This window comes from Winogradskyella ouciana, from assembly GCF_965284585.1.
Taxonomy (GTDB): Bacteria; Bacteroidota; Bacteroidia; order Flavobacteriales; family Flavobacteriaceae; genus Winogradskyella; species Winogradskyella ouciana.
Map to the genome: position 1 here is coordinate 2,582,581 of NZ_OZ260095.1, position 26,402 is coordinate 2,608,982.

At 35.1% G+C, this 26,402-nt stretch carries 27 protein-coding genes; 21 read left to right on the forward strand and 6 right to left on the reverse strand.

The annotated features are described in order from the left end of the window. The first annotated feature begins 56 nt into the window (after positions 1-56). Entirely contained in the window at positions 57-3,101 is a 3,045-nt protein-coding gene (locus ACQ65V_RS11500) for a tail fiber domain-containing protein (protein ID WP_430468008.1), read from the forward strand. Between the two features lie 136 nt (positions 3,102-3,237). Here ACQ65V_RS11500 and ACQ65V_RS11505 read toward each other — a convergent pair whose 3' ends face one another. Beyond that, positions 3,238-4,098 (reverse strand): AraC family transcriptional regulator, encoded by an 861-nt coding sequence (locus ACQ65V_RS11505; protein WP_430468009.1) that lies wholly within the window; start codon positions 4,096-4,098, stop codon positions 3,238-3,240. Between the two features lie 313 nt (positions 4,099-4,411). Between ACQ65V_RS11505 and ACQ65V_RS11510 the strand changes: the two genes are divergently transcribed. From ACQ65V_RS11510 to ACQ65V_RS11555, 10 genes are all read left to right on the forward strand, one after another. After that, a complete protein-coding gene (locus ACQ65V_RS11510) occupies positions 4,412-5,443 on the forward strand; it encodes a hypothetical protein (protein ID WP_273292087.1) in 1,032 nt (343 codons plus the stop codon). A 4-nt stretch (positions 5,444-5,447) separates the two neighbouring features. Further along, positions 5,448-6,188, forward strand: a complete 741-nt coding sequence (locus tag ACQ65V_RS11515) for a DUF6090 family protein (protein WP_430468010.1) — start codon at positions 5,448-5,450, stop codon at positions 6,186-6,188. Positions 6,189-6,204: 16 nt separating this feature from the next. Next, positions 6,205-7,221, forward strand: coding sequence for a hypothetical protein (locus tag ACQ65V_RS11520; protein ID WP_430468011.1), 1,017 nt, complete (start codon positions 6,205-6,207; stop codon positions 7,219-7,221). 6 nt (positions 7,222-7,227) lie between these two features. Beyond that, positions 7,228-7,962 carry a DUF6090 family protein gene (locus ACQ65V_RS11525; RefSeq protein WP_430468012.1) on the forward strand — a complete coding sequence of 245 codons (735 nt, stop codon included), beginning with the start codon at positions 7,228-7,230 and terminating at the stop codon, positions 7,960-7,962. Between the two features lie 32 nt (positions 7,963-7,994). Continuing rightward, positions 7,995-9,017 (forward strand): DUF6090 family protein, encoded by a 1,023-nt coding sequence (locus tag ACQ65V_RS11530; protein WP_430468013.1) that lies wholly within the window; start codon positions 7,995-7,997, stop codon positions 9,015-9,017. A gap of 5 nt (positions 9,018-9,022) precedes the next feature. Continuing rightward, complete coding sequence (locus ACQ65V_RS11535; RefSeq protein WP_430468014.1) at positions 9,023-9,760, forward strand: DUF6090 family protein; 738 nt, start codon at positions 9,023-9,025, stop codon at positions 9,758-9,760. A gap of 72 nt (positions 9,761-9,832) precedes the next feature. After that, positions 9,833-10,714 carry a peptidylprolyl isomerase gene (locus ACQ65V_RS11540; protein ID WP_430468015.1) on the forward strand — a complete coding sequence of 294 codons (882 nt, stop codon included), beginning with the start codon at positions 9,833-9,835 and terminating at the stop codon, positions 10,712-10,714. Positions 10,715-10,879: 165 nt separating this feature from the next. Then, positions 10,880-11,740, forward strand: coding sequence for a hypothetical protein (locus ACQ65V_RS11545; RefSeq protein ID WP_430468016.1), 861 nt, complete (start codon positions 10,880-10,882; stop codon positions 11,738-11,740). A 93-nt stretch (positions 11,741-11,833) separates the two neighbouring features. Next, positions 11,834-12,157, forward strand: a complete 324-nt coding sequence (locus ACQ65V_RS11550; protein ID WP_430468017.1) for a YtxH domain-containing protein — start codon at positions 11,834-11,836, stop codon at positions 12,155-12,157. 191 nt (positions 12,158-12,348) lie between these two features. Next, positions 12,349-13,632, forward strand: coding sequence for a hypothetical protein (locus tag ACQ65V_RS11555; RefSeq protein WP_430468018.1), 1,284 nt, complete (start codon positions 12,349-12,351; stop codon positions 13,630-13,632). A 1-nt stretch (position 13,633) separates the two neighbouring features. Here ACQ65V_RS11555 and ACQ65V_RS11560 read toward each other — a convergent pair whose 3' ends face one another. Together ACQ65V_RS11560 and ACQ65V_RS11565 are read right to left on the reverse strand one after the other, a co-directional pair. Next, entirely contained in the window at positions 13,634-14,206 is a 573-nt protein-coding gene (locus tag ACQ65V_RS11560) for a GNAT family N-acetyltransferase (RefSeq protein ID WP_430468019.1), read from the reverse strand. A 380-nt stretch (positions 14,207-14,586) separates the two neighbouring features. Then, positions 14,587-15,225, reverse strand: coding sequence for an alpha/beta hydrolase (locus ACQ65V_RS11565; protein WP_430468020.1), 639 nt, complete (start codon positions 15,223-15,225; stop codon positions 14,587-14,589). Between the two features lie 53 nt (positions 15,226-15,278). Between ACQ65V_RS11565 and ACQ65V_RS11570 the strand changes: the two genes are divergently transcribed. The 5 genes from ACQ65V_RS11570 to ACQ65V_RS11590 all read left to right on the forward strand — a co-directional run bounded on the left by ACQ65V_RS11570 (position 15,279) and on the right by ACQ65V_RS11590 (position 19,977). Then, positions 15,279-15,704 (forward strand): PaaI family thioesterase, encoded by a 426-nt coding sequence (locus tag ACQ65V_RS11570; protein ID WP_430468021.1) that lies wholly within the window; start codon positions 15,279-15,281, stop codon positions 15,702-15,704. Between the two features lie 3 nt (positions 15,705-15,707). After that, on the forward strand, positions 15,708-16,823 hold the full coding sequence (locus ACQ65V_RS11575) for a chorismate-binding protein (protein ID WP_430468022.1): 1,116 nt from the start codon (positions 15,708-15,710) through the stop codon (positions 16,821-16,823). Positions 16,824-16,854: 31 nt separating this feature from the next. Further along, the gene (gene menD, locus ACQ65V_RS11580) at positions 16,855-18,615 is read left to right on the forward strand and encodes a 2-succinyl-5-enolpyruvyl-6-hydroxy-3-cyclohexene-1-carboxylate synthase (RefSeq protein WP_430468023.1); all 1,761 of its coding nucleotides are present in this window, start codon (positions 16,855-16,857) and stop codon (positions 18,613-18,615) included. Positions 18,616-18,720: 105 nt separating this feature from the next. After that, positions 18,721-19,059: a DUF2853 family protein gene (locus ACQ65V_RS11585; RefSeq protein ID WP_155087313.1), complete on the forward strand. Its 339-nt coding sequence runs from the start codon at positions 18,721-18,723 to the stop codon at positions 19,057-19,059. 84 nt (positions 19,060-19,143) lie between these two features. Beyond that, a complete protein-coding gene (locus ACQ65V_RS11590) occupies positions 19,144-19,977 on the forward strand; it encodes a CvfB family protein (RefSeq protein ID WP_430468024.1) in 834 nt (277 codons plus the stop codon). 1 nt (position 19,978) lies between these two features. On the opposite strand, the gene ACQ65V_RS11595 is transcribed toward ACQ65V_RS11590, so the two are convergent. Both ACQ65V_RS11595 and ACQ65V_RS11600 read right to left on the reverse strand, forming a co-directional pair. Then, entirely contained in the window at positions 19,979-20,395 is a 417-nt protein-coding gene (locus ACQ65V_RS11595; RefSeq protein ID WP_430468025.1) for a hypothetical protein, read from the reverse strand. 142 nt (positions 20,396-20,537) lie between these two features. Beyond that, entirely contained in the window at positions 20,538-20,936 is a 399-nt protein-coding gene (locus ACQ65V_RS11600; RefSeq protein WP_412561051.1) for a hypothetical protein, read from the reverse strand. Between the two features lie 129 nt (positions 20,937-21,065). On the opposite strand from ACQ65V_RS11600, the gene ACQ65V_RS11605 reads away from it, so the two are divergent. Genes ACQ65V_RS11605 through ACQ65V_RS11615 form a run of 3 tightly spaced genes read left to right on the forward strand, consistent with a single transcriptional unit; the run spans position 21,066 to position 23,540 of the window. Beyond that, positions 21,066-21,905: a 1,4-dihydroxy-2-naphthoyl-CoA synthase gene (locus ACQ65V_RS11605; protein WP_155087317.1), complete on the forward strand. Its 840-nt coding sequence runs from the start codon at positions 21,066-21,068 to the stop codon at positions 21,903-21,905. 15 nt (positions 21,906-21,920) lie between these two features. After that, entirely contained in the window at positions 21,921-22,826 is a 906-nt protein-coding gene (gene menA / locus ACQ65V_RS11610) for a 1,4-dihydroxy-2-naphthoate octaprenyltransferase (RefSeq protein ID WP_155087318.1), read from the forward strand. Positions 22,827-22,862: 36 nt separating this feature from the next. After that, positions 22,863-23,540 carry a metal-dependent hydrolase gene (locus ACQ65V_RS11615; protein WP_430468026.1) on the forward strand — a complete coding sequence of 226 codons (678 nt, stop codon included), beginning with the start codon at positions 22,863-22,865 and terminating at the stop codon, positions 23,538-23,540. A 142-nt stretch (positions 23,541-23,682) separates the two neighbouring features. On the opposite strand, the gene ACQ65V_RS11620 is transcribed toward ACQ65V_RS11615, so the two are convergent. Then, complete coding sequence (locus tag ACQ65V_RS11620) at positions 23,683-24,573, reverse strand: sterol desaturase family protein (protein WP_430468027.1); 891 nt, start codon at positions 24,571-24,573, stop codon at positions 23,683-23,685. A 98-nt stretch (positions 24,574-24,671) separates the two neighbouring features. Between ACQ65V_RS11620 and ACQ65V_RS11625 the strand changes: the two genes are divergently transcribed. After that, entirely contained in the window at positions 24,672-25,361 is a 690-nt protein-coding gene (locus ACQ65V_RS11625) for a DUF2490 domain-containing protein (RefSeq protein WP_430468028.1), read from the forward strand. A gap of 4 nt (positions 25,362-25,365) precedes the next feature. Next, positions 25,366-26,400, forward strand: coding sequence for an o-succinylbenzoate synthase (locus ACQ65V_RS11630; protein ID WP_430468631.1), 1,035 nt, complete (start codon positions 25,366-25,368; stop codon positions 26,398-26,400). The last annotated feature ends 2 nt before the right edge of the window (positions 26,401-26,402 follow it).

Below are 26,402 nucleotides of genomic sequence, written 5' to 3' on the forward strand. Positions count from 1 at the left end.
AACGATGACATTTTTGAATTTATACGATGTAGGTATAAACTATAAAACCACGCATCATGAAAACCCTAAAATTACTTTTCATTTGTTTTTGCATTAATTTATCATTCTCCCAAGTGGGTATTGGTACAACTAATCCTGATGCTTCATCAATGTTGGATATTGAAAGTACCACCTCAGGTTTATTGATTCCAAGAATGACAGAGTCAGACCGGCTTGCCATAGCATCACCAGCCGAAGGACTTATGATATATCAAACCAATTTATCTTCTGGTTTTTGGTTTTATAATGGCTCAAGTTGGAATCAACTCACTTTTGGTGCTTCAGGTGAATTTCAAAGTATTGGTGGTATAGTACAAAACACAACGAATGTTTTTAGTGATGATTTTGTATTTGGAAGTAATGTATTATCAGGTTCGGGCTCACGTTTCTTTTTTGATAAGAGTAAAGGTGCTTTTAGAGCTGGTGAAACTTTTGGGAATGAGTGGAATGATATTAATGTAGGAAATAATTCTATAGCTCTAGGTTCAGGAAATACAGCCTCAGGTGATGGAAGCTTCGCCTTTGGGCAGTTTGCGACAGCATCTGGCTCAGGTTCGGTTTCATTTTCTGGCAGCAACGCAGCAGGCAGCCAGAGTCTGGCAGGTATCAACAGTGCGACAACGGGAACTTTTGCAATAGCATTGCAAGGCGGTAATGCTACTGAAGAGTCCAGTATTTCAATAGGACCAAATTCATCATCAGAAGCTCAAGAGGGCATTGTTATAGGGAGCTCAAGCACGGTATCAGCATCAGCAACCAATGGTTTGGCATTAGGTTCATCCAACTCGGTCACTGCTGCCAACGGAACGGCCATTGGTTACAATAATACAGCCTCAGGTGATGGAAGCTTCGCCTTTGGGCAGTTTGCGACAGCATCTGGCTCAGGTTCGGTTTCATTTTCTGGCAGCAACGCAGCAGGCAGCCAGAGTCTGGCAGGTATCAACAGTGCGACAACGGGAACTTTTGCAATAGCATTGCAAGGCGGTAATGCTACTGAAGAGTCCAGTATTTCAATAGGACCAAATTCATCATCAGAAGCTCAAGAGGGCATTGTTATAGGGAGCTCAAGCACGGTATCAGCATCAGCAACCAATGGTTTGGCATTAGGTTCATCCAACTCGGTCACTGCTGCCAACGGAACGGCCATTGGTTACAATAATACAGCCTCAGGTGATGGAAGCTTCGCCTTTGGTCAGTTTGCGACAGCATCTGGCTCAGGTTCGGTGTCATTTTCTGGCAGCAACGCAGCAGGCAGCCAGAGTCTGGCAGGTATCAACAGTGCGACAACGGGAACTTTTGCAATAGCATTGCAAGGCGGTAATGCTACAGAAGAGTCCAGTATTTCAATAGGACCAAATTCATCATCAGAAGCTCAAGAGGGGATTGCTATAGGGAGCTCAAGCACGGTGTCGTCATCAGCAACCAATGGTTTGGCATTAGGTTCATCCAACTCGGTCACTGCTGCCAACGGAACGGCCATTGGTTACAATAATACAGCCTCAGGTGATGGAAGCTTCGCCTTTGGTCAGTTTGCGACAGCATCTGGCTCAGGTTCGGTGTCATTTTCTGGCAGCAACGCAGCAGGCAGCCAGAGTCTGGCAGGTATCAACAGTGCGACAACGGGAACTTTTGCAATAGCATTGCAAGGCGGTAATGCTACTGAAGAGTCCAGTATTTCAATAGGACCAAATTCATCATCAGAAGCTCAAGAGGGCATTGTTATAGGGAGCTCAAGCACGGTATCAGCATCAGCAACCAATGGTTTGGCTTTGGGTTCATCCAACTCGGTCACTGCTGCCAACGGAACGGCCATTGGTTACATTAATACAGCCTCAGGTGATGGAAGCTTCGCCTTTGGTCAGTTTGCGACAGCATCTGGCTCAGGTTCGGTGTCATTTTCTGGCAGCAACGCAGCAGGCAGCCAGAGTCTGGCAGGTATCAACAGTGCGACAACGGGAACTTTTGCAATAGCATTGCAAGGCGGTAATGCTACAGAAGAGTCCAGTATTTCAATAGGACCAAATTCATCATCAGAAGCTCAAGAGGGCATCGCTATAGGAAGCTCAAGTACGGTATCGGCATCGGCAAACAATGGTTTGGCATTAGGTTTATCCAACTCGGTCACTGCTGCCAACGGAACGGCCATTGGTTACAATAATACAGCCTCAGGTGATGGAAGCTTCGCCTTTGGTCAGTTTGCGATAGCTTCGGGTTCAGGTTCGGTGTCATTTTCTGGTAGCAACGCAGCAGGCAGCCAGAGTCTGGCAGGTATCAACAGTGCGACAACGGGAACTTTTTCAATAGCATTGCAAGGTGGCACAGCTTCTGCATCCTCAAGTGTTGCTATCGGAAATGGTTCTCAATCATCAGGAAATAATAGTGTAGCTATTGGTTTATCAACAATTGCTTCTGGTGACCGAAGTGTTGCCATAGGCAACGATGTAAGAGCCTATTCATTTTCCGAAACGGTTTTTGGATTTAATGAAGAGGTTTATACTCCTGCAAGTATTACAATTAGCGATGAAGATGACAGATTGTTTGTAGTTGCTAATGGAGATGCTACTCCTTCAATTCCAAATAACAATAATGCATTCACAATACTTAAAGATGGAAGAACAGGTATAATGCGTATCCCAACAACCAATATCTTAGAAGTCAACGGAAATGCTTCAAAAACTACAGCAGGTGATTGGTTGGCAAATAGTGATAGACGTTTAAAGAAAAACATCAATACGTTTAGAGAGATGGACGCATTGCAGAAATTATTGCAAATGCGAGGTGTCACTTATGAGTGGGACGATAACCAAACAGGAAATAACAGACCGGAAGGGCAACAATATGGATTTGTAGCTCAGGAATTGAAAGAGGTGTTTCCAGAAAATGTGAGTATGGATAACCAAGGGTTTTATCAAACGGCTTATGGTACTTATGATGCGCTTTATGTACAATCCATAAAAGCTCTAAACTCTAAGATTGAAAATTTAGAACAAGAGAATAAGGAACTTAAAGCTAAGCTTGATGAGTTATATGAGATGGTGAAAGCGCAGTATGAACGTGAATAAAACTAGGTGCGCTTAATGAAAACATAAATGTCATATTGAGCGCACGCGTGTCGCTAAAGCTTTAGCGTAAGAACAATCGAAATATTATAAGGCTTATAACACGAGGTTTTGACTGCGCTCAAACTGACACAGGAGGTTACTTTATCGGAATATAAAACTCAGTTTTTAATTTCTCTTCGGCTACACGTCTGGCATCACTTATATATTTTTCTCTACAAGGAGCATCTCTCAATTCATGATCTGTATTGAGCAACCATTCATTAAACATATAGTCATAGACGTCTGCAAAGTGCTTGTAACTGCCTTGGTAAAGAAAAGTGGCGAACTTTCCGCCTCTTAGGGTTTTTACACCAATATCTCCATTGGGTTTAGCATCTTTATGAATAATTAAACACGCATCGTAACGGATTTTATTAGGTTCCGTAATCTTTGGATCATCGTGAGGCAAGCCAATATGGCGAATACCTTTGGTAAACAATTGCTGTGCTTTTACCTCTGCCCAAAGTTTTTCCCATGCCAAACCATAGTCTAGATCTTGATAAGCGCCATACATAGTATAGTACAAACATTGTTGATCTTCTAGCTCTTGAATTTTTGGTTTTTTAATGTTGAGTTCTGTTTTCATGATGTTCTGTTTTTTGATTATGATATCTTTATTATTACGATACGCACTGGGCGAAATTCCAAAATGATTTTTAAACGCTTTAGATAGGGAAGACGGAGTTTCAAAACCTACACTATACGCAATGTCTTCAATGGAATTATCTGAATAGCGAATTAGTTTTGCTGCAGCCTCAACACGAGCTCGTGTAATATAAGCACCCAAAGGCTCACCCAACAAAGCACGAGTGATACGATGAAAATGATATTTTGAAAAATGGGACAACTCTGCCAAATGTGCAATATCAATTTTAGAATCTAAATGGTTATGTATATAATCCAATACACAGTTTAGGTTTTCCAGATAACGCTGTTTTGCTTTTGGTCGCTCTGCCATTGGTCTATCGTTTATGGATAACAAAACTAAAGGTATTGTTTGTGTTTTACTTTTCCAATCTTGCGCAATTGTCTATAAAATAAAAGCACTATAGGTGTGAATCATTAGAATAAACTCATTATCAAAAAGTTAGAGTTAATTGTATAGTGTGGTTGTCGATTAATTAACCTACCTTTAAAGGAATCAATCAACTTCCTCATGCTAAAGTTCTTTCAATATCGAAACAGAATTTTGTTCATACAAAATCAGAGGTCTGGTAGACCTTTGATTGAGATGGCCGTTTGCGGACTTACTTAATAGTAAAATAAAAGCTATGATTAAGTTTTTTAGAACTATTAGAAAAGAACTACTTACCAAGAACAAAATAGGGAAGTACTTACTCTATGCCTTAGGTGAAATCATACTTGTAATTGTTGGTATTCTCATTGCCTTAAATCTTAACCAACGTAGCGAACAAAAAAAAGCAGAAGCTAAAATCGATGCCATTTTTGAAGACGTACTTAAAGATTTAGAAACAGATATAAGTAGAAGCACAGCGTATATTGACATCTATCAAAGAAAGGACTCTTTACTAAGCTTAGTGCTAAACACAGACTTAACTTATAAAGACTATGCTAAAGAAGATAGTGATCCTATATGGCGAGCAGCCTTAACAATGGGTTTTTACACCCCATCCGATAATGCTCATAAAGTTTTAATGAGTAACATTGATGCCATTCCAGAAAAATATAGTCAATCAGTTTCTTTTTTGAATGAGTTGCATGGTACCAGAAGGCAATCAGTAGAACGTTTTAATAAACGACTGAACGACCATGTTATTGAATCTAATGATATTCTTGCAGAAAAGCCTTGGTATACCGAACCAGATCATAAAAAAAGTACAGAGGCCATAATGTATAGACTTAATGATTATCGCTATAAAAATAGAGTTAAAAAATATCATGGTATAGTTATTAGAAATCATAGAAGAACAATTTTGTTTTATAGAGCACATGCAGTTAGGTGTTATGAGGAAATAGCATCTGTCTTAAACAAAATGACAGACTCACTTGATTTTATTACTGATGAGGAAGTGCTAAACCGTTATGTTGGTAGCTATGTTAGAAGCACAAACCATGAATCTAAAGCAGAGATAACAATTAATAATGATGGCTTTTTAATAGTAAATAGAGAACATCCATTGCAAGAAGATGGATTAATTCATGTTAGTTCTGAAAGTAAGTTTTCAAGTGCTAATCCTATTGGTGGTGTGTTTATCTTTAATAAAAGTAATTCAGGAGATAATATCACCATGACTATTCACGAAGGTCATATTCCGGTAACCTATACCAAACTAAAACCTTAGAATTATGATAAAATTCTTTAGGAAAATCCGCCAAAACTTACTGAACAAAAATAAAATTGGTAAGTATTTACTGTATTCTATTGGAGAGGTTTTATTAGTTGTTATTGGCATTTTAATTGCACTACAATTAAATAATCAAAACGAATTAAGAAAGCAAAGAATTGTTGAAATCGATATTTTAGAAGGTATTAGAAAAGACATTTTAAGGGACACCATCGATTTAAATACCAATATTCGTGGAACTAGAAATGGGATAGAAACAGTTAGTTTTTTAATCGACCATATATTAAACAAAAAAGAATTAAATAAAAATTTTATAGCCGAACTACATTACATCACAGTTAGTAAATCGTTCATTATTTTACATGATTCTCATTTTCAAGAAGCTAAACAAAAAGGCCTATCCATTATCTCAAATGAGACCTTAAGAGATGACATTAATAATCTATATGAGTTTGATTATGAGTTCCTATCCTTATTAGTAAACAATACTGAAAATATTGATTATAGCAACATTTTAAGTCGTGAAATTGGACCCTATTTTGGATATGATGGAACAGATTTGACAATGACTAGCTTATCTTATAAAAAGTTTTTAGAGCATAGTGATAACATACTTTATCATATTAATAGTAGTAGAGGAGGTAAATATCAACTTTTATATATACATAGGAAAACATTAGAAGCTGCTTTAAAAGTTGCTGATAATATTAAAATTGAAATAGATGCACTAAAAACAAATTAACAAATGCACCTAACTAATGATAAAATTCTTTCGTAAAATCCGTCAAAACCTACTCAACAAAAACAAAGTGGGGAAGTATTTACTTTATGCTGTTGGTGAAATCATTCTGGTTGTCATAGGCATATTAATAGCGCTTTCCATTAACAATAAGAATGAAGAACGTAAAGCTGCAGATTATACAAATCTATTATTTAAAAAGACACTTAAGGAACTTAAATTTAATATAGAAAAGGCAAATACTAAGGTCGTCTATTTTAGACGTCAGAATTATATTTATTACAGAATAATTAACAAAAAGGCGACTAAAGAAAATTATAAACTTCATGGTTATGCATACTTGTTATTTAGTGGCAATTCAGTAGAACTTTCTGATGATACATTTCAAAAATTATTGAATTCCGACGAAAAATTAACCCAAGAGCAAGATGACTTGCTCTCTAAATTAAAGCTCGTCTACAGTAATTTTAAAGGAGAGGTAGACTTTTTGGATACTGAGATTTATGAATTCATCTTTGATTTGCATAAAAAATACAAAAACGAACAGCCATGGTACCCTAACTTTATTAGTTACCAGTCAATAAGTGACGATATGGTTAACTATTTCCTCACTGATCCAGAATATTTAAATGACGCGTCATACTTTTATACAATTGGTCCTGCTCAGCAAAATAATGGTGTAAAAAGATTCAGAGAAAGCGCCATTATAACCTACGCTCAATTAAGTCATCATTTAAAAATAACTCCTGATACAGCGATAGTAAAAGATTTGACTGGCTATAGAGATTATTTGGGAACATATACTAATGATAATTCTACGTTGCACATTAAAGAGGAGGGTAATCATTTCATACAAACTGTAATTGAAAATAACGATTCTACTAAGATTGAAAAATATCCACTATATCTTGATTCTAAAACCCTTTTTACGAATAAGCAATACTATGGCAATTTAACCTATGATAATGATAACGAAGTCAAGGGAATGGTCTTTTATAGAGGTGGTCGAAAGATAACTTGGAAAAAAATTAAATAAAGTCTTATGATAAAATTCTTTAGACGAATTAGATACAAGCTCATGGAACAAAACAAAACATCCAAATACTTTAAATACGCCATAGGCGAAATTGTACTTGTGGTGATTGGGATTTTAATAGCACTTTCTATTAATAATTGGAACGAGAAGCAGAAAGAAAAAAATCAAATTAGAAATATATATGCACGTATTGTTAAAGACTTTGAAAATTCTTCTAAAGAAATTGAACGCGACGTTGCAGTCATGGAAGCCAGGTTTTCTTTAATGGATCGTATTATTAGAGAAGAGGTTAATCGAGATTCCCTATTAACAAACACTGATTATTTTCAAGAATATTTTTTTTCAACAACTGGTTTTCCAGACATTAAGATTATTGACACAGGAGTACGTGTGCTCGAATCTAAAATAGAGCTTAATTACGAGCTTAATAATGAGTTATCTGAAGCCTTGTCATTGTTATATAGTCAACTTCTATTTGAAATCGAAATAGATGAGAAATTTCTAACTAATAAGTTTAGTGAATTAACGAGTCATATCCAATATAAAGGAATACGAGTAGATTATAGGATAAACAATAATAGATCCACCTTTGTAGATATGATTTTTGAAGATGACTTATTTAAAAGTCATTTTTTTGCATATTCTAGATCGCACAGAGCCTATAGTAGATTATTGAATAAATTTAAAACTCGAGGCACCATTTTAATGGATAAAATTAAAACAGAATACCATATAGAATAGTCAATATGACCACATAATTAAAGCAATGAATCATGATAAAATTCTTCCGAAAAATCAGATACAATCTCATGGCACAAAGCAAAACATCAAAGTACTTTAAATACGCTGTAGGAGAAATTGTACTTGTGGTGATTGGTATTTTAATTGCGCTCTCAATTAATAATTGGAACGAGGATAGAAAAGCTGCCGAAAAATCTGAAATCTTAATGCAACAGGTTCATAAAGAACTGGCTTTTAATATAGGAAAGGCAAATAATGTCATTGAGCAATATAGAGGTAAAGACAAACTAGTTTATGACGTAGTTAATAGGAATGTTAACTATGAGTACTATAAAAATCAAGATATGTCTGATATTATTATATTGAGTCAAGAAGCTGTTGAAATAGCAGATGATGCCTTTAAAAATTTAATTGATAAACAAGATGATTTTACCCTAGAGCAAGATTCAATTATTTCTAAACTAAAAGAAATTTACGGTACCAACAAAAAACGAGTGGATCTTACCGATGACATTACAACAAATTTAGTGTTAGAGTATCTTAAGAAATATAAAAATGAAAAAAATTGGTATTTCGATATGACTATGAGCGATCAATTAAATGATGAAGCCATAAACTATTTACTCACAGATTCTATTTACTTAAATCTCGTCGCAAATTTTCAACTCATAAATTTAAATAATCACAAAAGATATACTAAAGGGTTTAAGCAAAATGCTTTAGAGGCTTACGACGAATTGTCAGATTATCTCAAGATAGAGAAGGATACTTCTATAATAAAAAACTCAAAAGCATACGATCATTACCTAGGAACTTACACAAACCTTTTGTTCACTCATAAAATTATAAGACAGAACGATAAAATGATTATGACAGGATTTAGAAATACCAATCCTGAAAATCAATTCATTTTTACTTTTTATCCAGATTCCAAAAACACATTCACATTTAACAATTACTTATTTGGAGAATTATCCTATAACACAAACAATGAGGTTATTGGTTATTATTTATCTAATGGTAGATATAGGACGGAGTTTAAAAAGATTAAATAAGTGATATGATAAAATTTTTCCGAAAAATAAGATACAACCTTATGGCGCAAAACAAAACAGGCAAATACTTAAAATATGCCATTGGTGAAATCATTTTAGTGGTTATCGGAATTTTAATTGCCTTACAGATCAATACCCAAAATGAATACAGAAAAGATAGGGTCTATGAAAACCAGGCGCTTACAGAAATATATACTTCATTAAAACGAGATGCTCAAAATAATGACAACATCATGACCAACGTAAAAAGAAGAGATAACGCAATCAACTATATACTCTCTTTTTTAAACAGTGGAAAGATTGAAACGGATTCAATTTTTATGTATAACTTAAATCAATCCTGTTTAGATAATAAAATAAATTATGACAAAGGAGCCTATGAGACTTTAAAATCAAAAGGTCTAGAATACATTAAGAATGATTCTTTACGAAGTTTAATTGTTAAAACTTATGAGCTTTCATTCCCAAGAACCGAATTCTTTGGAGATGAAAAGAGAAGTGATTTAGTATTTGAAAAGAAAGGTATGTTATTGGAAAAACTATTGGATTTAGATATTATAGCCCAAGATAAAACCTTTTTTATATCAGAATCAGTAACCTTAAATACAACTGAAAAGAGAACCGCCCTAAAACGTTTGATGTATCAGCAAATCCAATTATCAAGACGTTATAAAGAACTACTTAACAGACAATTAATTTATATTAATAGACTACTAATACCATTAGGCAAAGAGCTTCAATAATCAGAAACTTGAAGAATTTCGATTATGTCATGATAGTTCAATATAAAAATTAGAAAAACTAAAAACATAATTATGAAAGTTTTTACAAAATGTCTCATGGGGTTTTTAATCCTCGCTGTTCTTGGATGTGACAAGGAAATAGAAGAAGGCGTAAAACAAAGCGACTTATCAAAAGACGTTGAGATGCTAACCGATTTTGGTACAATTATTTTGCGTTTATCTGATGAAACACCAAAGCATCGCAATAACTTTATCAAGTTAGTGAATCAAAAATTTTATGAAGGTATTGCTTTTCATCGGGTAATAAATGATTATGTCATTCAGGCTGGGAACCCAACGAGTAAAATGTCACAAACCTATAATCCTAAAGGTGATCCAGAATTATCATATACAATTGAAGCTGAGTTCAACAACAACCTTTTTCATAAACGTGGTGCTTTAGGAGCGGCCAGAAGCCCAGATATCATGAATCCAAGTCGTTCGTCCAGTGGTTTTCAGTTTTACATTATCCAAACAGGAAAACAAACGGATAGCACTATAGATAATCACACAGAAAAGATTAATTTTTTAACGGCTAAGAACAGTGTTTTTAATCAACCAGAATTTAAGCAAGAATTTTCTAAATATCAAAAACTAATTGCACTACCAGACGAAGAAGTAAGCGAAGATGATATTACCGAACTTCTTATGCTACAAAAAAAAGTAGATTCTTTAACTACTGTAGAACTTGAGAAAATGCAAAAATACAGCGTACCAGAAGCTCATAGAGACGTTTATAAAACCATTGGAGGTGTACCACGTTTAGATCAAAATTATACCGTTTTTGGTGAAGTTGTTATGGGAATGAATGTTGTTGATAGTATTGCACAGGTTAAGACTAATAAACAGAAGTATCCTGTCAATGGTATTCGTATCATATCTGCCAAAATGATTAAAAGAAAACTATATAACTAAAACACGTTCTTCAACTCTGTGTTTTATTGTTCTAATCTTGCTAAATTATATAAGGTTATTTTATAATAAAGGGTTAAAAGACAATGAGTTTATATGATTAATATATAACTTAGCTAATAAGACAGCTTCATATCTACCAACTAGATCTTAATTAAAACACGTAATATGAAAAAGTTGATTTTACTCTTATTCTATTTCTTTATAATAAATTCACTAGAAGCACATCCAGGAATCGGAATTGTAATGGATAATGAAGGAAATGTTTACTACACGGATTTGACCCATGTTTGGAAAATATCTAAGGAAGGAAAATTGACAATAGCAGTTGAAAATGTACACACTCATGAGCTCTATCTTGATTCAAATGGTAATTTATATGGTGAACACGAGTGGTACAATGGTGAAGCAACAGACACCTGGGGAAATTATGTTTGGTGCCTAAATAAAGAGGGTAATTTTGAAAAAGTCATTCCAGATTTTGAAGGGTTTTTAGACAACACAACTTTGATAAGAGATAACGAAGGTAATTCCTATTGGTCAAAAAAATCAGGAAATGGCGAAGTGCTGATGAAGCAGTCTGTAAACGGAGATAATTATAAATTCTCATCGCACCAATTTGATGATATTCGCTGGATGCATTTTTCTACAAATGACGAGAATCTTTATGTCGTTGATAATTTAAAAATTAAAAAAATAACACCTTCTGGAAATGTTGAGGTCTTAGCAGAGAACTTAAAAGAAAATGGAGCTCCATTTATGGGTGTTGGAGATCGTCATTACATTTTTGGATTATGGACGGACACGCATAAGAATATTTATGTTGCTTTATATGGAGCAGGAAAGGTTAAAAAAATTAACCACAAAGGTGAGATTACAACAGTTTTTGTTTCTGATGAAGGATGGTCACCAAGTGGAGGACTAATTGAAAAAGATGGTACTCTATGGATAATGGAATTTTCAACTAAAAATAAAACTCGAGTAAGAAAGGTTATGCCTAATGCAGAAGATATGATATATGGAAATTAATTATCTGTAACAAAACACCAACTACTACGACACATAAGTAAAACACCTGTCTACCAACAGGCAGAAGTTCAACAGTTTAAAAAAAGAAAAATTATGATACAGTATAAAGGAGCGCTCGTTTTAGGAGCACTAATCGGAGCAGCAGCAGGTGTACTTTTAGCGCCAGAAAAAGGAAGTGTTACCAGAGACAAACTTAAAAAAGAAGGTAAGGAGATTAAAGACCAGTTGGTGGACGATTTTACAGAAGTTAAAGACGATCTGTCCAAAGCCGCTAAGTCTGGTAAGGATAAATTTAAGGAAGACCTAAAGGATTTCGCCTCTAAAGCAAGTTATAAAACCGAAGAGGCCATTACCTTTTTAGAAAAGCAATTGGCCATTCTTAAAGAAAAGAATAAAAATCTTCAGCAATCAAGCTAACACTATGTCATTGCCTGCCTGTCGGCAGACAGGCGAGCGAAGACAATTGTTTTTCCATACAAGAATTTTTAAGAACTATAACTTCAGATAAACTCATATCAGTTCTAAAATCACGTATTTAGGTTAAAATTATAGTGTTATAAAACCTAACTTTATAACTTGAAAGCTAACACTATAATTTTACGTATCCATTGAAAATTAAACGCATCATCATCGTAACGCTTCTTATCATTGTTACGGTTTTTATATTTCTATTATATTGGTCGGTCGGTAATACGGACAAGATATACACTAAGGCCATTATCCAAAACATTGAGGATTTAGAAACCACCAACTTTAGGGATTACGACTCCGTGGAATTGGTGCCAAGTGATTTGTACAAAGCCGATGATATTAAAAGATTATTTCAAGGAGAACAATACAGAGCGGCTTGGTCTGCCAAAGTAAAAGTGCCCATTGTGTTTTTAGATACGCTAAAAGGTGGTATGACCATCTTAAAAGAAGGCGGTGGCAAACAGACGCATTCCCTAAAACTAAAAGGTGCTGATAGTGTCACCTACACCTTACGTAGCGTCAATAAGGATGCAGAAAAATTAATCCCAGAATTTTTAAAAACATTAAACTTAGAAAATATTGTTGTAGATGGTATCTCTGCACAACATCCTTTTGCCGCAATCTTAGTAGCAGAGTTGGCTGAAAAAGCCAATGTGTTGCATACAAGTCCGCAAATGGTTTTTGTTCCAAAACAATCCAAATTAAAACAATTTAATGAGGATTATGGCAATCGTCTGTATTTATTGGAATATGAAACCGAAAGTGACATCAATTATACTAAGTACAACAATATTGTTGAGATTGTAGAGACTGATGATTTACAGGAAATGAAATTAGAACTCAAGGACAGCCTCCATGTAGATATTCCAGCATTGGTAAGAAGCCGATTGTTTGATATGTTGATAGGCGATTGGGACAGACACACCAAACAATGGGGTTGGGCAGTTCAAAAAAAGGATTCCATCTATAAAGCGATACCGATTGCTGGTGATAGGGACAATGCCTTTTTTCATTTAGAAGGTATTATTCCATTGATATTATCACGAAAAGAAGTGGTAACAGAACTGCGTCCTTTTGATGAGGATATCGATTATATGGAAGGCTATGTATATCCGTTTGATCGTTATTTTCTGCTGAATACTCCAAAAGATTTCTTTATACAAGAAGCTAATGCATTACAAGAATTGCTTACTGATGCTGCCTTAGAGGAGTCTCTAAACGTTTGGCCTCAACATATCAGGGATTTGGATGCTGATGACATATTGGGAAAAATAAAGAGTCGCAGAAATGATCTAAAAGCATATGCACTTAAATTTCATAACATTATACAAGACCAAGGCAAGGTAACAGAACCTTTAAATGGATCTGATGATATTAGCTTACCCAAAGAATTATTGAGCTGCTTTGAATGTTACCAATAATTTAGATTAGGCGCTGTAGGTTTTCTTTAATGGTGTTCCATTCTTCTTTTAAAATGCCATAACAACAAGTACTACGCCTAAAACCATCATTCATCACAGTATCCTTTCTTAAGATGCCTTCAAGTGTTGCACCCAATTTTTCCACAGCTATACGCGATTTTTTATTGCGCTCATCTATCCTGAATTCCACTTTTTCGAATTCCAGAGTTTCAAAAGCATATTCTAGCATTAAAAGCTTCATGTTAATATTAAGTCCTGTACCTTGAAAACGGTGTCCTATCCATGTCCAGCCGATATGCAACACTTTGTTGTTCCAATTGATGAGTCCAAAACGCGTAGAACCAGCATAAGCTTGCTTTTCTTTATCATAAACTAGAAACGGAATTGTGGTTTTATGGTAATAGCCATCCACAGCCACTTGTACATAGTCCCTCAGTTTTTCTGGTGAAGAAATATCTGATGGAGAATAGAAAATGAGATCTTTTTCTTGGGCAATGGATTCTAAATGTTTGTAGTTGCTCAGGTCTAAGAGACTAAGTTTTACTCTACTGTTTTCTAGGGTTGGTATGTTCATAAATCAAAACTAAAATATTCTTATTGACTTGAAATTCCGACAACGTCGGAAGCAACGATTTTCAGAAATAATGAGCCCAAAAGACTATTAAAACTATATTCAAGGATTGAAAGGTAAAATATAAATTGAAAATAAACTCATGATATATTAGTGAATGGTGCTTTGCAATTTCCTAACAAATCGTTTTGATTTTTTGATTCGTTTTGTATCAAGACAAAATGAATGAAATAAAAAGTTCTTAAATACAATAGCACTTCGACTGTTCTTACGCTAAAGCTTTAGAGAAACGCGTGTGTTCACATTTAAACACAATCGAAATTGCTCAATGATATGTTGTATTATAATATAATTAGATTCCTGCCTGCGCAGGAATGACAGACTCAAACCAAATTATTAATATAATCCACATTAACCACATGTTTCCCTTCAAAAGGAAGAATCGTAACACGATCTCCAAAAAGGTTAATAGCTCTGGCAGATTCTTCTTCAATACGAGCTGTATTCAAATACTCATCTTCAGTACCGTAAATCAATTTTACTTTTGTGTCTTCATCCAAGTACGCAAAATCTTCCGCTGTTAACTCTTTAGGAATACCACCAGAATGCAACACCAGTTGATGACATTGCAACTGTCGTTTAGCCATATATCGCATAGCAACACTGACACCTTGTGAATAGCCAAAAACAATAAAGTTGGCATCTTCAGGAATTTCCTCAGCTTCAAAAATGGCATCAAAATAATTCATAATGTTTTTGGTTCCGGCTTTGGTGTTGTCTCGCGTTAACCAATTAGCGCCAACATGCATTTTCGGCTGAATATAGTATTTGCTTGGAGCTTGAGGAGCGATGATGTAATTTTCTTCAGCATTTAATTCTTTAAAATATTTCAAAAAATAGCGACTCAAATAACCCATACCATGGCATACAAACCACACGTTTTTAGTACGTTCTGTAAGTTGGTTTAAAGTAGAGTAGGAGTTGCTAGTTTGGTAGGTGATTTCTTTTTCTTCCGAATTCATTATTCTTGGTAGTTTCAGTATTTTTGTAAACGACTTTAAAAATACTGTTTTCTATGCAAATATCTAAAGAAGAATTAATCGCCAAAGCCAATGCTGCGAGTAAAAATACCTTATTAGAAACCTTAAATATTGAGATGACGGACTATGGAGAAGATTTTCTTGTGGCAAAAATGCCAGTGACGCCAAGAGTACATCAACCCGATGGTGTTTTACATGGTGGTGCAACGGCAGCATTAGCAGAAAGTGTGGGCAGTTTCGCAGCTTTAATCTTTACAGATAGAGAAAAGTACTTTGTCAGAGGGTTAGAAATTACTGCCAATCACATCAAAAGTATTAGTGAAGGCTATGTCTATGCCAAAGCGACTTTTTTGCATAAGGGACGCACAACGCAGCTTCTGGATATTAGAGTCACCGATGAAGCCGATAACTTAATATCCATTTGTCGATTGTCAACCATTTCACTGCCAAAAAAGAAATAGTTGATGACGGTAGATTCATTTTTTGAAACTCTAGAAAATCAGTATAAAAATCAACTACCATTTGCGGTTTATAGCAGACCGATCAATTCAGTTATAAAATGTTGGTTGCAGTATGATGATGCGTTGCACACGACGTCAAATTTTACAGAAAGCGGTTTTGTCTTTGCACCTTTTGATTTGAATAATGACAGTATTCTTCTACCTCAGGAGCATTGCCAACATTACACGCTAGAAGCTTCTCATCTCGACTTAGAGACAGAAATCAACACCACTTCTATTGATGCTCAAGCTAAAGACAACCACTTAGCATTAGTTTCAAAAGGTATAGAGACTATTAAAAAAGGAGACTTAGAAAAGGTGGTCTTGTCTAGGCTAGTAAAAAAAGCCACGCAAACCAATAATCCTTTAGCCATTTTTAAACGATTGTTCAATACCTATAAAAATGCAATGGTCTATTGTTGGTATCACCCAAAAATAGGCTTATGGCTTGGTGCCACACCAGAATTATTGTTTAAGTTAGAAGGTAAGCAATTAACAACCATAGCATTGGCTGGTACGCAAGCAACGCAAACTGGAAAAGAAGTGTCTTGGAATGCTAAGGAAATAGAAGAACAGCAAATAGTAGTAGATTATATTAAGAAACAAATAGAACCATACTCTAGTAAAGTTAATGTAACAGAGGCGGAAACGGTTAAAGCAGGAAGTTTACTTCATCTAAAATCAAGAGTTACAAGTCGTATTAATGACACAACAGATTTAAAATCTATTATTGAAGCTTTGCACCCAACACCTGCTGTTTGTGGCTATCCAAAGGAAGCATCAAAAGAATTTATTCTTCATCATGAAAATTACAATCGTGAGTATTACACAGGATTTTTGGGTGAACTGAATTTGAAACATTCCAGAACCAGAAATACCAATAGACGGAATGTTGAGAATAATGCCTATACAGTAGTTAAAACACAGTCTAACTTCTATGTAAATTTACGTTGCATGCAGATAAAGCATGGTGATGCCTTAATTTATGTAGGTGGTGGAATTACCAAGGATTCCGTTTCTGAAAATGAATGGGAAGAAACGGTAAATAAGACCAAAACGATCAATAAAGTACTGGAATAAAGCCATTGATATTTCTTACCTTTGCAAATAGATGAAGCATTCTAAAATTCCCTTGTCCCAGACGGTAGTCACCTTATGCAAAACGCATAATATTAAGCACATTGTTATATCTCCTGGAAGTAGAAATGCACCTTTAACCATTGGGTTTACTCACGATGATTTTTTTGAATGCTATAGCATAGTTGATGAGCGCTGTGCCGCTTTTTTCGCATTGGGAATTGCCCAACAGCTGCAAGAACCTGTTGCTGTGGTTTGCACTTCGGGAAGTGCTTTACTGAATTATTATCCTGCAGTTTCAGAAGCATATTACAGTCGTATACCGTTGGTGGTAATTTCTGCTGATAGACCAAAACACCTCATTGGTATTGGTGATGGGCAAACCATAAAGCAGAAAAATGTTTATGGTGAGCATAGTTTATACAATGCGAACCTAAAATTAGACTTACTAGAAAACAAGCGTAGAAATAAAGATGATGAGTTGCCGATTCTTAAAAGTATAGAAAACAAACTCGAGTACTTTTTAGGTCTACAGAAAGATATACAGACCTATAACGAATCCGAAATCCATGATGCTTTAACTGTAGCGAAATTGGAATCTGCTCCTGTACATATAAACATACCTTTTGACGAACCATTGTATGATACTGTTGAGGAGTTAACAATTAAGCCAAAGCCTTTTAATTTAAAAAGCAGAATAGAGAAGATTGATGATTTTGAAATTGATAGTTTATTGGATCTATGGCACAGTGCTAAACGTAAAATGATTTTGGTAGGTGTGCTTCAACCCAATTCTATTGAAGAACAATGGATTCAGCAGATAGCGGATGATGACAGTATTTTGGTTTTTACAGAAACGACTTCTAATCTAAATCATCCAGATTTTTTCCCAAGTATAGATAAAATCATTGCACCATTAGAGGCCGAAGAATTTAAAGCATTACAACCAGATATTCTTTTAACCTTTGGAGGTTTGGTCGTTTCAAAAAAGATTAAGGCATTTCTAAGACAGTATAAGCCAGAACATCACTGGCATGTGGATATGTTAAGGGCTAATGATACTTTTTTTAGCTTGAGTAAACATGTTCAGTTGACTCCAAATACTTTTTTAGAAACATTTTTGTCTAAAGTAACACACCATACAAAAAGCACCTATAAATCGTCTTGGTTATCTGTACGAGAGAAGCGACGAAAACGCCATCAATCTTATTTAAAAACCATTTCCTTTTCAGACTTCAAGGCTTTTGATTCGATATTAAAAAGTATTCCTAAAGATAGTCAGTTACAGGTTGGTAATAGTTCAGCCATTCGATATACCCAGTTATTTCAATTACGAAAAGACATTAGTGTTTTCTGTAATAGAGGTACTAGTGGTATTGATGGTAGTACAAGTACAGCCATTGGGTCAGCAGTTTTGAGTAACCAACGTGTCACTTTTATAACGGGCGATTTGAGCTTCTTTTATGATAGTAATGCCTTGTGGAACAATTACATACCTAACAGTTTTAGAATTATAGTTATAAATAACGGAGGTGGTGGCATCTTTAGAATCTTACCAGGTCATAAAAACACTGAAAATTTTGATACTTATTTTGAAACCAAACATCCGTTAACAGCAAAGCAACTTTGTGAAATGTATGGTTTTGAATATCATAATGTATCAAATGAAGCGGCATTAAATGAAAGCTTAGATTCTTTTTATTCAGTATCTAGTCAACCTAAATTGTTAGAAGTTTTTACTCCTTCAACTGTTAATGATGAAATTCTTCTAGATTACTTTAAATTTATTAAGTAAACTTAAAGTTAAATCTGCCTAAGATGTGACTTGTCTATTTTTAATGTGTCTAAAAAATACTTACCTTTAGTGAGATAATTTATTTAAACTAAAACAATTATTACAATGAGTAAAAGAGACGAGTTAATTGCAAAATATGCAGCAGATTTAAAGGAAAAATGTGGTGTAAATCCAGATATGGATTTATTGACCAAAGTAACTGTAGGTTTAGGTCCTTCAATTTATAATGCTGATTCATCTACAGTATCAGGTTCTGATGAGAGTGAGTTGGCAACGGTTAAGAATAACTATTTAATCAAAAAATTAGGCTTAAAGGATAGCGCTGATTTAGATAAAGCTATTGCGTCTGTCATGGATACTTACGGTCAATCTAACAGAAACAAATATAGAGCTGTGGTATATTACTTATTATGTAAGCATTTTAATAAAGCGTCTGTTTACTAATAGATAGATTTTTAAATATAAAAGAAGCGTTATAATTTTAATTATAGCGCTTTTTCTTTGTACTAATATCAATACCTTTGCATCATGATACATTTAGGCGAATACAATACATTAGAAATACTTAGGGATAGAGAACCGGGTTTGTTTTTGGGTGATGGTGAGGATGGCGAGGTACTCTTGCCTAATCGTTATGTGCCAGAAGAATTTGAAATAGGCGATAAGATTGAGGTATTTGTGTATTTAGATAATGAAGAGCGACCAGTAGCTACAACCGACACGCCTTATATAAAAAAAGGTGATTTTGCTTTATTGCGCTGTAACCAGGTAACTAATTTCGGAGCTTTTTTAGATTGGGGTTTGGTAAAGGAATTGTTCTGCCCATTTAAGGAGCAAGCCTTTAAAATGAAAGCAGGTGGCTGGTATTTGGTACATTGTTATTTAGATGAAGAAACGGAGCGTTTGGTAGCTTCGAGTAAAACCAATCATTTTTTAGACAACAAGGAATTAACGGTCTCCCAATTTGATGAGGTGGATTTAATAGTATCGCATCCTTCAGAAATAGGAATGAATGTCATCGTAAACAAAAAACATCTTGGCCTAGTATTCAACGACGATATTTATAAAGACATTAGTGTTGGTGATCGACTAAAAGGAATAGTGAAGAAAGTACGCCACGATAATAAGCTGGATATTTCCTTAAGCCAAATAGGCTATAGAAATATAGAGCCAAATGCAGAACATATATTAAATGAGTTGCAAGACAACAGTGGCTTTTTGCCATTACACGATAAATCGAGTCCAGAAGACATAAAGGAGCACTTACAAATGAGTAAAAAGAGCTTTAAAAAAGCCATAGGGTCTTTATACAAAGAGCGTCAGATTACTATTGAAGCAGATGGAATACGGTTGGTTGATTAAACTAAGCACTTTTTCTTATAACTCTTTTGTGAATGGTGTCTAGACCTTCGTATAAGTTGTTAAAGCAAATGTCGTTCCACTCACAAAAACTACTTTCAATTTCTGCATTCATTCTTGTGGCACTATTATAGCTAACGATACCATACGCAGTTAAGTTTGGTAGAGTAGCTCTAGCATCTTTTATATCTAGTAAAGAAATAGAATAAGAGTTGACTCTATTTGCTATAATTCCGAAGGGCTTAGAATACCCAAAATGATTCAGAACATCATCAAGTGTTTGTCTCACTGATTTTAGATCTATGTGCGTCCCTTCATTAAATTCTACAACAGCCAAATGGTCAAAGAAGTGCACGGTACCTACGTCTGATTGTGTTTGTTTAACAATTTGAGATGCAACGTTAGAGTTTGCAATTGTCATTACTATATGTCTTTAATTAACAACTAAATTTTCAGCACTTTAAATAAGCGCCTATTATGTGACACATTAATTTTAAAAAGGTCACTTAAGATATTGAAAATTAAAACACTATAAGAATTGTACTATACAATAATTTTAGTTGTTAAGACAGGATTTCCTCAACCCATGCAATAGCATCATTAATATTCTTGAACGCTTGTCGGTTTGAGGTGAAAAAGTGATTTTCAATTTCAAATACTCTTTCAGTTAAAGTATTGTAAGTAACAATAGCATACGCTTTTAAGTTAGGAAAGGCTTTGTTGAAAATTGTAACATCATGTAGGTTTATGGAATAGGAATTATTTCTGTTGGCAATATAGCCAAACGGCTTATCCATAAAGTGATTCCTTATTTCGAGGCCAGCTTCATAGAAGTTAGCATAATTAAGATCTACACCTTCGTTGAAGTTGGTGATAACATAATTATCAAAGAGGTATAAATCGCCTATTTCAGATTTGTAAACACGATATTTTTTGCTCTTCAGGTTAAGTTCATTAATCATTATTGATTAAGGTTAGGGTTAATAATAAGGGTATGTAAATATATTATTGCACCTTAAAAAATCAAATAAAAATTACCTTTAATTCATTATTATTAATTCCTTATTTTTGTTGTCAAAATATTGAAAAATATGAGTCATATAGATTGGAAAGTTGCCAAGTCTTATGAAGATATAACATATCATAAAAGTAATGGAGTAGCCAGAATTGCTTTTAATCGCCCAGACGTACGAAATGCCTTTCGCCCAAAGACAACTTCAGAACTTTACGACGCATTTTATGATGCCAATGAAGATGTAAATATTGGCGTGGTTTTGCTGAGTGCTGAAGGTCCGTCATCAAAGGATGGTATCTGGAGTTTCTGCTCTGGTGGTGACCAAAAAGCAAGAGGGCACCAAGGTTATGTAGGTGAGGATGGTTACCATCGTTTAAATATATTGGAAGTTCAACGTCTTATCCGTTTTATGCCAAAGGCAGTTATAGCTGTTGTACCGGGTTGGGCCGTTGGTGGAGGTCACAGTTTACATGTGGTATGCGATCTAACCCTTGCCAGTAAAGAACACGCTATTTTTAAACAAACTGACGCAGACGTCACCAGTTTTGATGGTGGCTATGGTTCGGCATACTTAGCCAAAATGGTAGGTCAGAAAAAAGCACGTGAAATATTTTTCCTCGGAAGAAACTATTCAGCCCAAGAAGCTTATGAAATGGGAATGGTCAATGCGGTTATTCCACATGCTGATTTGGAAACGACTGCTTATGAATGGGCACAAGAAATATTAGCTAAATCGCCAACTTCAATTAAGATGCTAAAGTTTGCTATGAACCTTACGGACGACGGAATGGTTGGGCAACAGGTGTTTGCTGGTGAAGCTACAAGGTTAGCCTATATGACAGATGAGGCAAAAGAAGGAAGAGATGCCTTTTTAGAGAAAAGGAAACCCAACTTCGATAAGAAATGGATTCCATAATCTAACACATTTTGAATGAAAGAAATTAAACCATGGCTTTCTGCCATGCGACTAAGAACCTTACCGCTTTCTGTTTCAGGAATTATTGTCGGCACTTGTTTCGCCAGTTACAATGGTCGTTTTAACTGGTGGGTTTTAGTATTGGCTATTTTAACAACCATAAGCCTACAAATACTTTCTAATTTAGCCAATGACTACGGAGATAGTGTTAACGGAGCGGATAATGATGATCGTGTTGGGCCACGTCGCGCTGTACAAAGTGGTAAAATCACTCCAAATGAAATGCTCGATGCCATTAAGTTTAATATTGTAGTGGTCATTATTTTAACGCTGTCCCTAATTTTAGCTGCTTTTGGCCCCACTAATTTTTTGTTTTTATTATTATTTGTTTTTTTGGGTGGTATTTCAGTATATGCCGCATTAAATTACACCATGGGAGATTCACCTTATGGTTACAGGGCATTGGGAGATATTTTTGTGTTTGTTTTCTTTGGACTTGTGAGTACTATGGGCAGTTACTTACTTTACATGCAAACCATAGACCATGTGGTTATACTACCTGCAATTGCCTTGGGTCTGTTGAGTGTTGGTGTTTTAAACCTCAATAATATGCGAGATCTTAATGCAGATGCCAATGTTGGTAAAATTACCTTAGCTGTTAAGTTGGGTATTCACCGTGCCAAGCAATACCATTTTCTTCTCATTATAGGTGCTATGGTCATTACGGTAATATTCTCAATTCTATATTATGTAGCGCCATACAATTTTTTGTATCTACTCGCTTTTATACCATTGATCTTTCACATTAAAAAGATAAAAGCCGCTAAGCAACCTAATGACTTTGACAGTCAATTAAAGGTCTTGGCATTATCCACATTTCTCTTTTCGCTCTTGTTAGGTATTGGCTATATTTTATATTAAATTTAAGGACGTATTACTCCTTAAAATTTAAAACAGATGAAAATTACATTTTACGGTCACGCCTGTTTAGGTTTACAAATTAAAGATATACATATTCTGGTTGATCCGTTTATTTCAGGCAACGAAAAAGCTTCAGAGATTGATATAGAAAGTCTTAAAGCAGATTATATTCTAGTGACACATGCGCATCAAGATCATATTTTAGATGTTGAAGCGATTGCCAAACGTACAGGAGCTGTTATTGTTTCTAATTACGAAATCGTAACGCATTATCAAAACCTAGATTTAGAAGGACATCCTATGAACCATGGTGGCTCTTGGGATTTTGAATTCGGAAATGTAAAATACGTTAATGCCATACATACGTCGTCGTTTCCAGATGGTAGCTATGGAGGCCAACCAGGTGGTTTTATAATTGAAGGAGAACATAAAAACATTTATATCGCTGGTGATACGGCTTTAACGATGGATATGAAACTCATCCCAATGCAGACCAAACTCGATTTAGCCATTTTACCGATTGGAGATAATTTTACCATGGGAGTAGAGGACGCCATTATAGCCAGTGATTTTGTGCAATGCGATAAAATTTTGGGCTATCATTTTGATACCTTCGGGTATATTGAAATAGACCACGAAGACGCCAAACGTAAATTCTTTGATAAGGATAAGGATTTGATGTTATTGGACATTGGTGAGAGTGTTGAGCTATGACAATCAAGTTAATAACTCAATAATATTTTAATTAATAGCAACTTTAACTTAACCTTCCACTTTATAAAATTAAGTTCATATACGTTTAGCCAAGGACACCTATTTTAACTTAACATTGAACTACCTTTTTTGAGATGGAAAATCATTTGTTGGAGTTCAACCACTCATTCCGCAAATCATCAGAAACCTTCCCAGTACCATCATGCTTCCAACCAGGTGGCTTAATTAAATACTGTATTCTGTTCTTCACAGATTTTTTGCCTGTAAAGGCATCCTTAAACATGTACCACCACTCAATAAAAGCGATTTTAATTGGGTTATAGGTTTTTATATTCTTTACCAAACCGTAGGTTACTTTTTCGTCTTCTAATTCTGGTTGAAAAGTCCCAAAGAGTTTATCCCATATAATTAAAATGCCTGCATGATTTCTATCTAGATAAATAGGATTGCTACCATGATGCACACGATGGTGCGATGGTGTGTTAAAAACAGCTTCAAACCATTTAGGCATTTTATTGATGGCTTCGGTATGGATCCAAAATTGATACAGTAAACTAATGGACATTTGCAACAAAATCATGGCAGGATGAAAGCCCAACAACGGCAACCATAACCAAAAAATAAAGGTGTAAAAACCACCAGACCACGTTTGCCGTAACGCAGTACTTAGATTGTAGTGCTGCGAGGAATGGTGCACCACATGCGACGCCCAAAACAAGCGACACTCATGGGAAATTCGATGAAACCAATAATATGAAAAGTCATCTAGAAAAAACAATAAGGCAAAAGACCACCACGCTACAGGAATATCAAACAGTCTAAAATTGTCATAAATTAAAAAGAAGACCAGTAACACCAGAGCTTTACTGACAAAACCAAGAATCACATTACCCAATCCCATAGCAATGGATGAAAATGCATCCTTTGTCTCGTAAGACTTAATATGTTGCTTAGCAGTAACATACAATTCTAGCAGCATGGCCAAAATAAAAAACGGAATGGCGTACAGGATTATGTTCGGAAAATCTGGCATTGAATTTTCTTTAAAAATAGAAAATTTTTAAAACAATCGCTCGTCTAAAAAAAGGGAGTTGCGTATTTTTAACCTTTGATTTTTTGAAATTATTATTTATGAAATTTAAACTATTAATTTTAGTATTCTTTTTAGCCTTAAACAGTAGCTTTTCACAAGTTGACGAATCGCAAACCGGAGCGTGGTACATGTACTTTTTTAGCCATCAGTTTAAAGATAGTCAATGGGGATTTCAAGGGGATTTTCAATATAGAGATTGGCAAGGTCTCGGCGATATGGAGCAGTTGTTATTACGCTCCGGGATTACCTTTTCGCCTAAAGATGCTGGAGTAAAATTCACGTTGGGTTACGGTAACGTCACCACAGGTCAATTCGGAGAAAGCGATGAAACCTCTGGAGAGAGCAGAATCTATCAAGAAGCATTGATTCCTCAAAAGTTGGGCAATAGATTTTACTTAACGCATCGTTTTAGATACGAACAGCGATTTGTTGAAAATCAAGATTTTAGAACACGCTATCGTTATAACTTGTTTTTGAATGTGCCTTTAAATTCCAAGGAATTGAGTCCGAAAGCCGTTTATTTGGCATTATATAACGAATTGTTTATCAATGGTCAAATGGATATTGGAGACGGAAGGGAAGTGCAGCTATTTGATAGAAACAGAACCTATTTAGGTGTTGGCTATGTATTGAATCCGAAAATTCGTTTTCAGTTCGGTTGGATGAACCAAAAGACCAATGCTTGGGGAAAAGGGCAATTGCAATTTAGCATGCACCACAATATTTAAAATGATTAAAGCCACCTATCATAAATATATTCTAAACTTTAAAAGGCCAAGTGGCACTTCAAGAGGTGTGATGACTACAAAAGAGACTTGGTTTATTATTCTGGAGGAAAACGGAAAAAGAGGTATAGGTGAGTGTGGTATTTTAAGAGGCTTGAGCGTTGATGACAGACCTGATTACGAAGAACGACTGAAATGGGCTTGTGAAAACATCAATTTAGGTAAAGAAAACTTGGTCAGTGAGCTTGTTGAATTTCCAAGTATTCAATTTGGTTTGGAAACCGCGTTTAAATCTTTGGAAAGCGCAGATGAATTCACCTTATTTCCATCAGCATTTACGAAAGGGTTTGATAGTATTCCCATTAATGGTTTGGTATGGATGGGTGACGAGAGTTTTATGCGCCAACAAATCAAGGACAAAATTGTATCTGGTTTCGATTGCATTAAACTGAAGATTGGTGCTATTGATTTTCAAACGGAATTAGATATCCTTAAATCCATTAGAAAAGAATTTTCGGTTTCTGATATAGAATTGCGTGTGGATGCCAACGGCGCTTTTTCAAAGGATGAAGCTTTAGAGAAATTGAAACGTCTTTCAGAATATAAAATTCATTCGATTGAGCAACCCATAAAACCCAAGCAATTTGAAGCCATGGCAAAACTTTGTGAAGTCACGCCTTTACCTATCGCTTTGGACGAAGAGTTGATTGGTGTGTTCGCTAAAGAAGACAAAAATGATTTGCTTCAAACCATAAAACCGCAATATATCATCTTAAAACCGAGTTTGATTGGTAGTTTTAGCGGAAGTCAGCAATGGATTAACTTAGCTGAACAACTAAATATTAAATGGTGGATAACAAGCGCTCTTGAAAGTAATGTAGGGTTGAATGCCATTTCCCAATGGACCTATACGCTTAAAAATAGTTTGCCACAAGGATTAGGCACGGGAAGTTTATTTACCAACAACTTTGATTCGCCATTAACCGTAAAAAATGGTACTTTGCAATACGATAATCAACAACCTTGGAATTTTAATTTATAGCG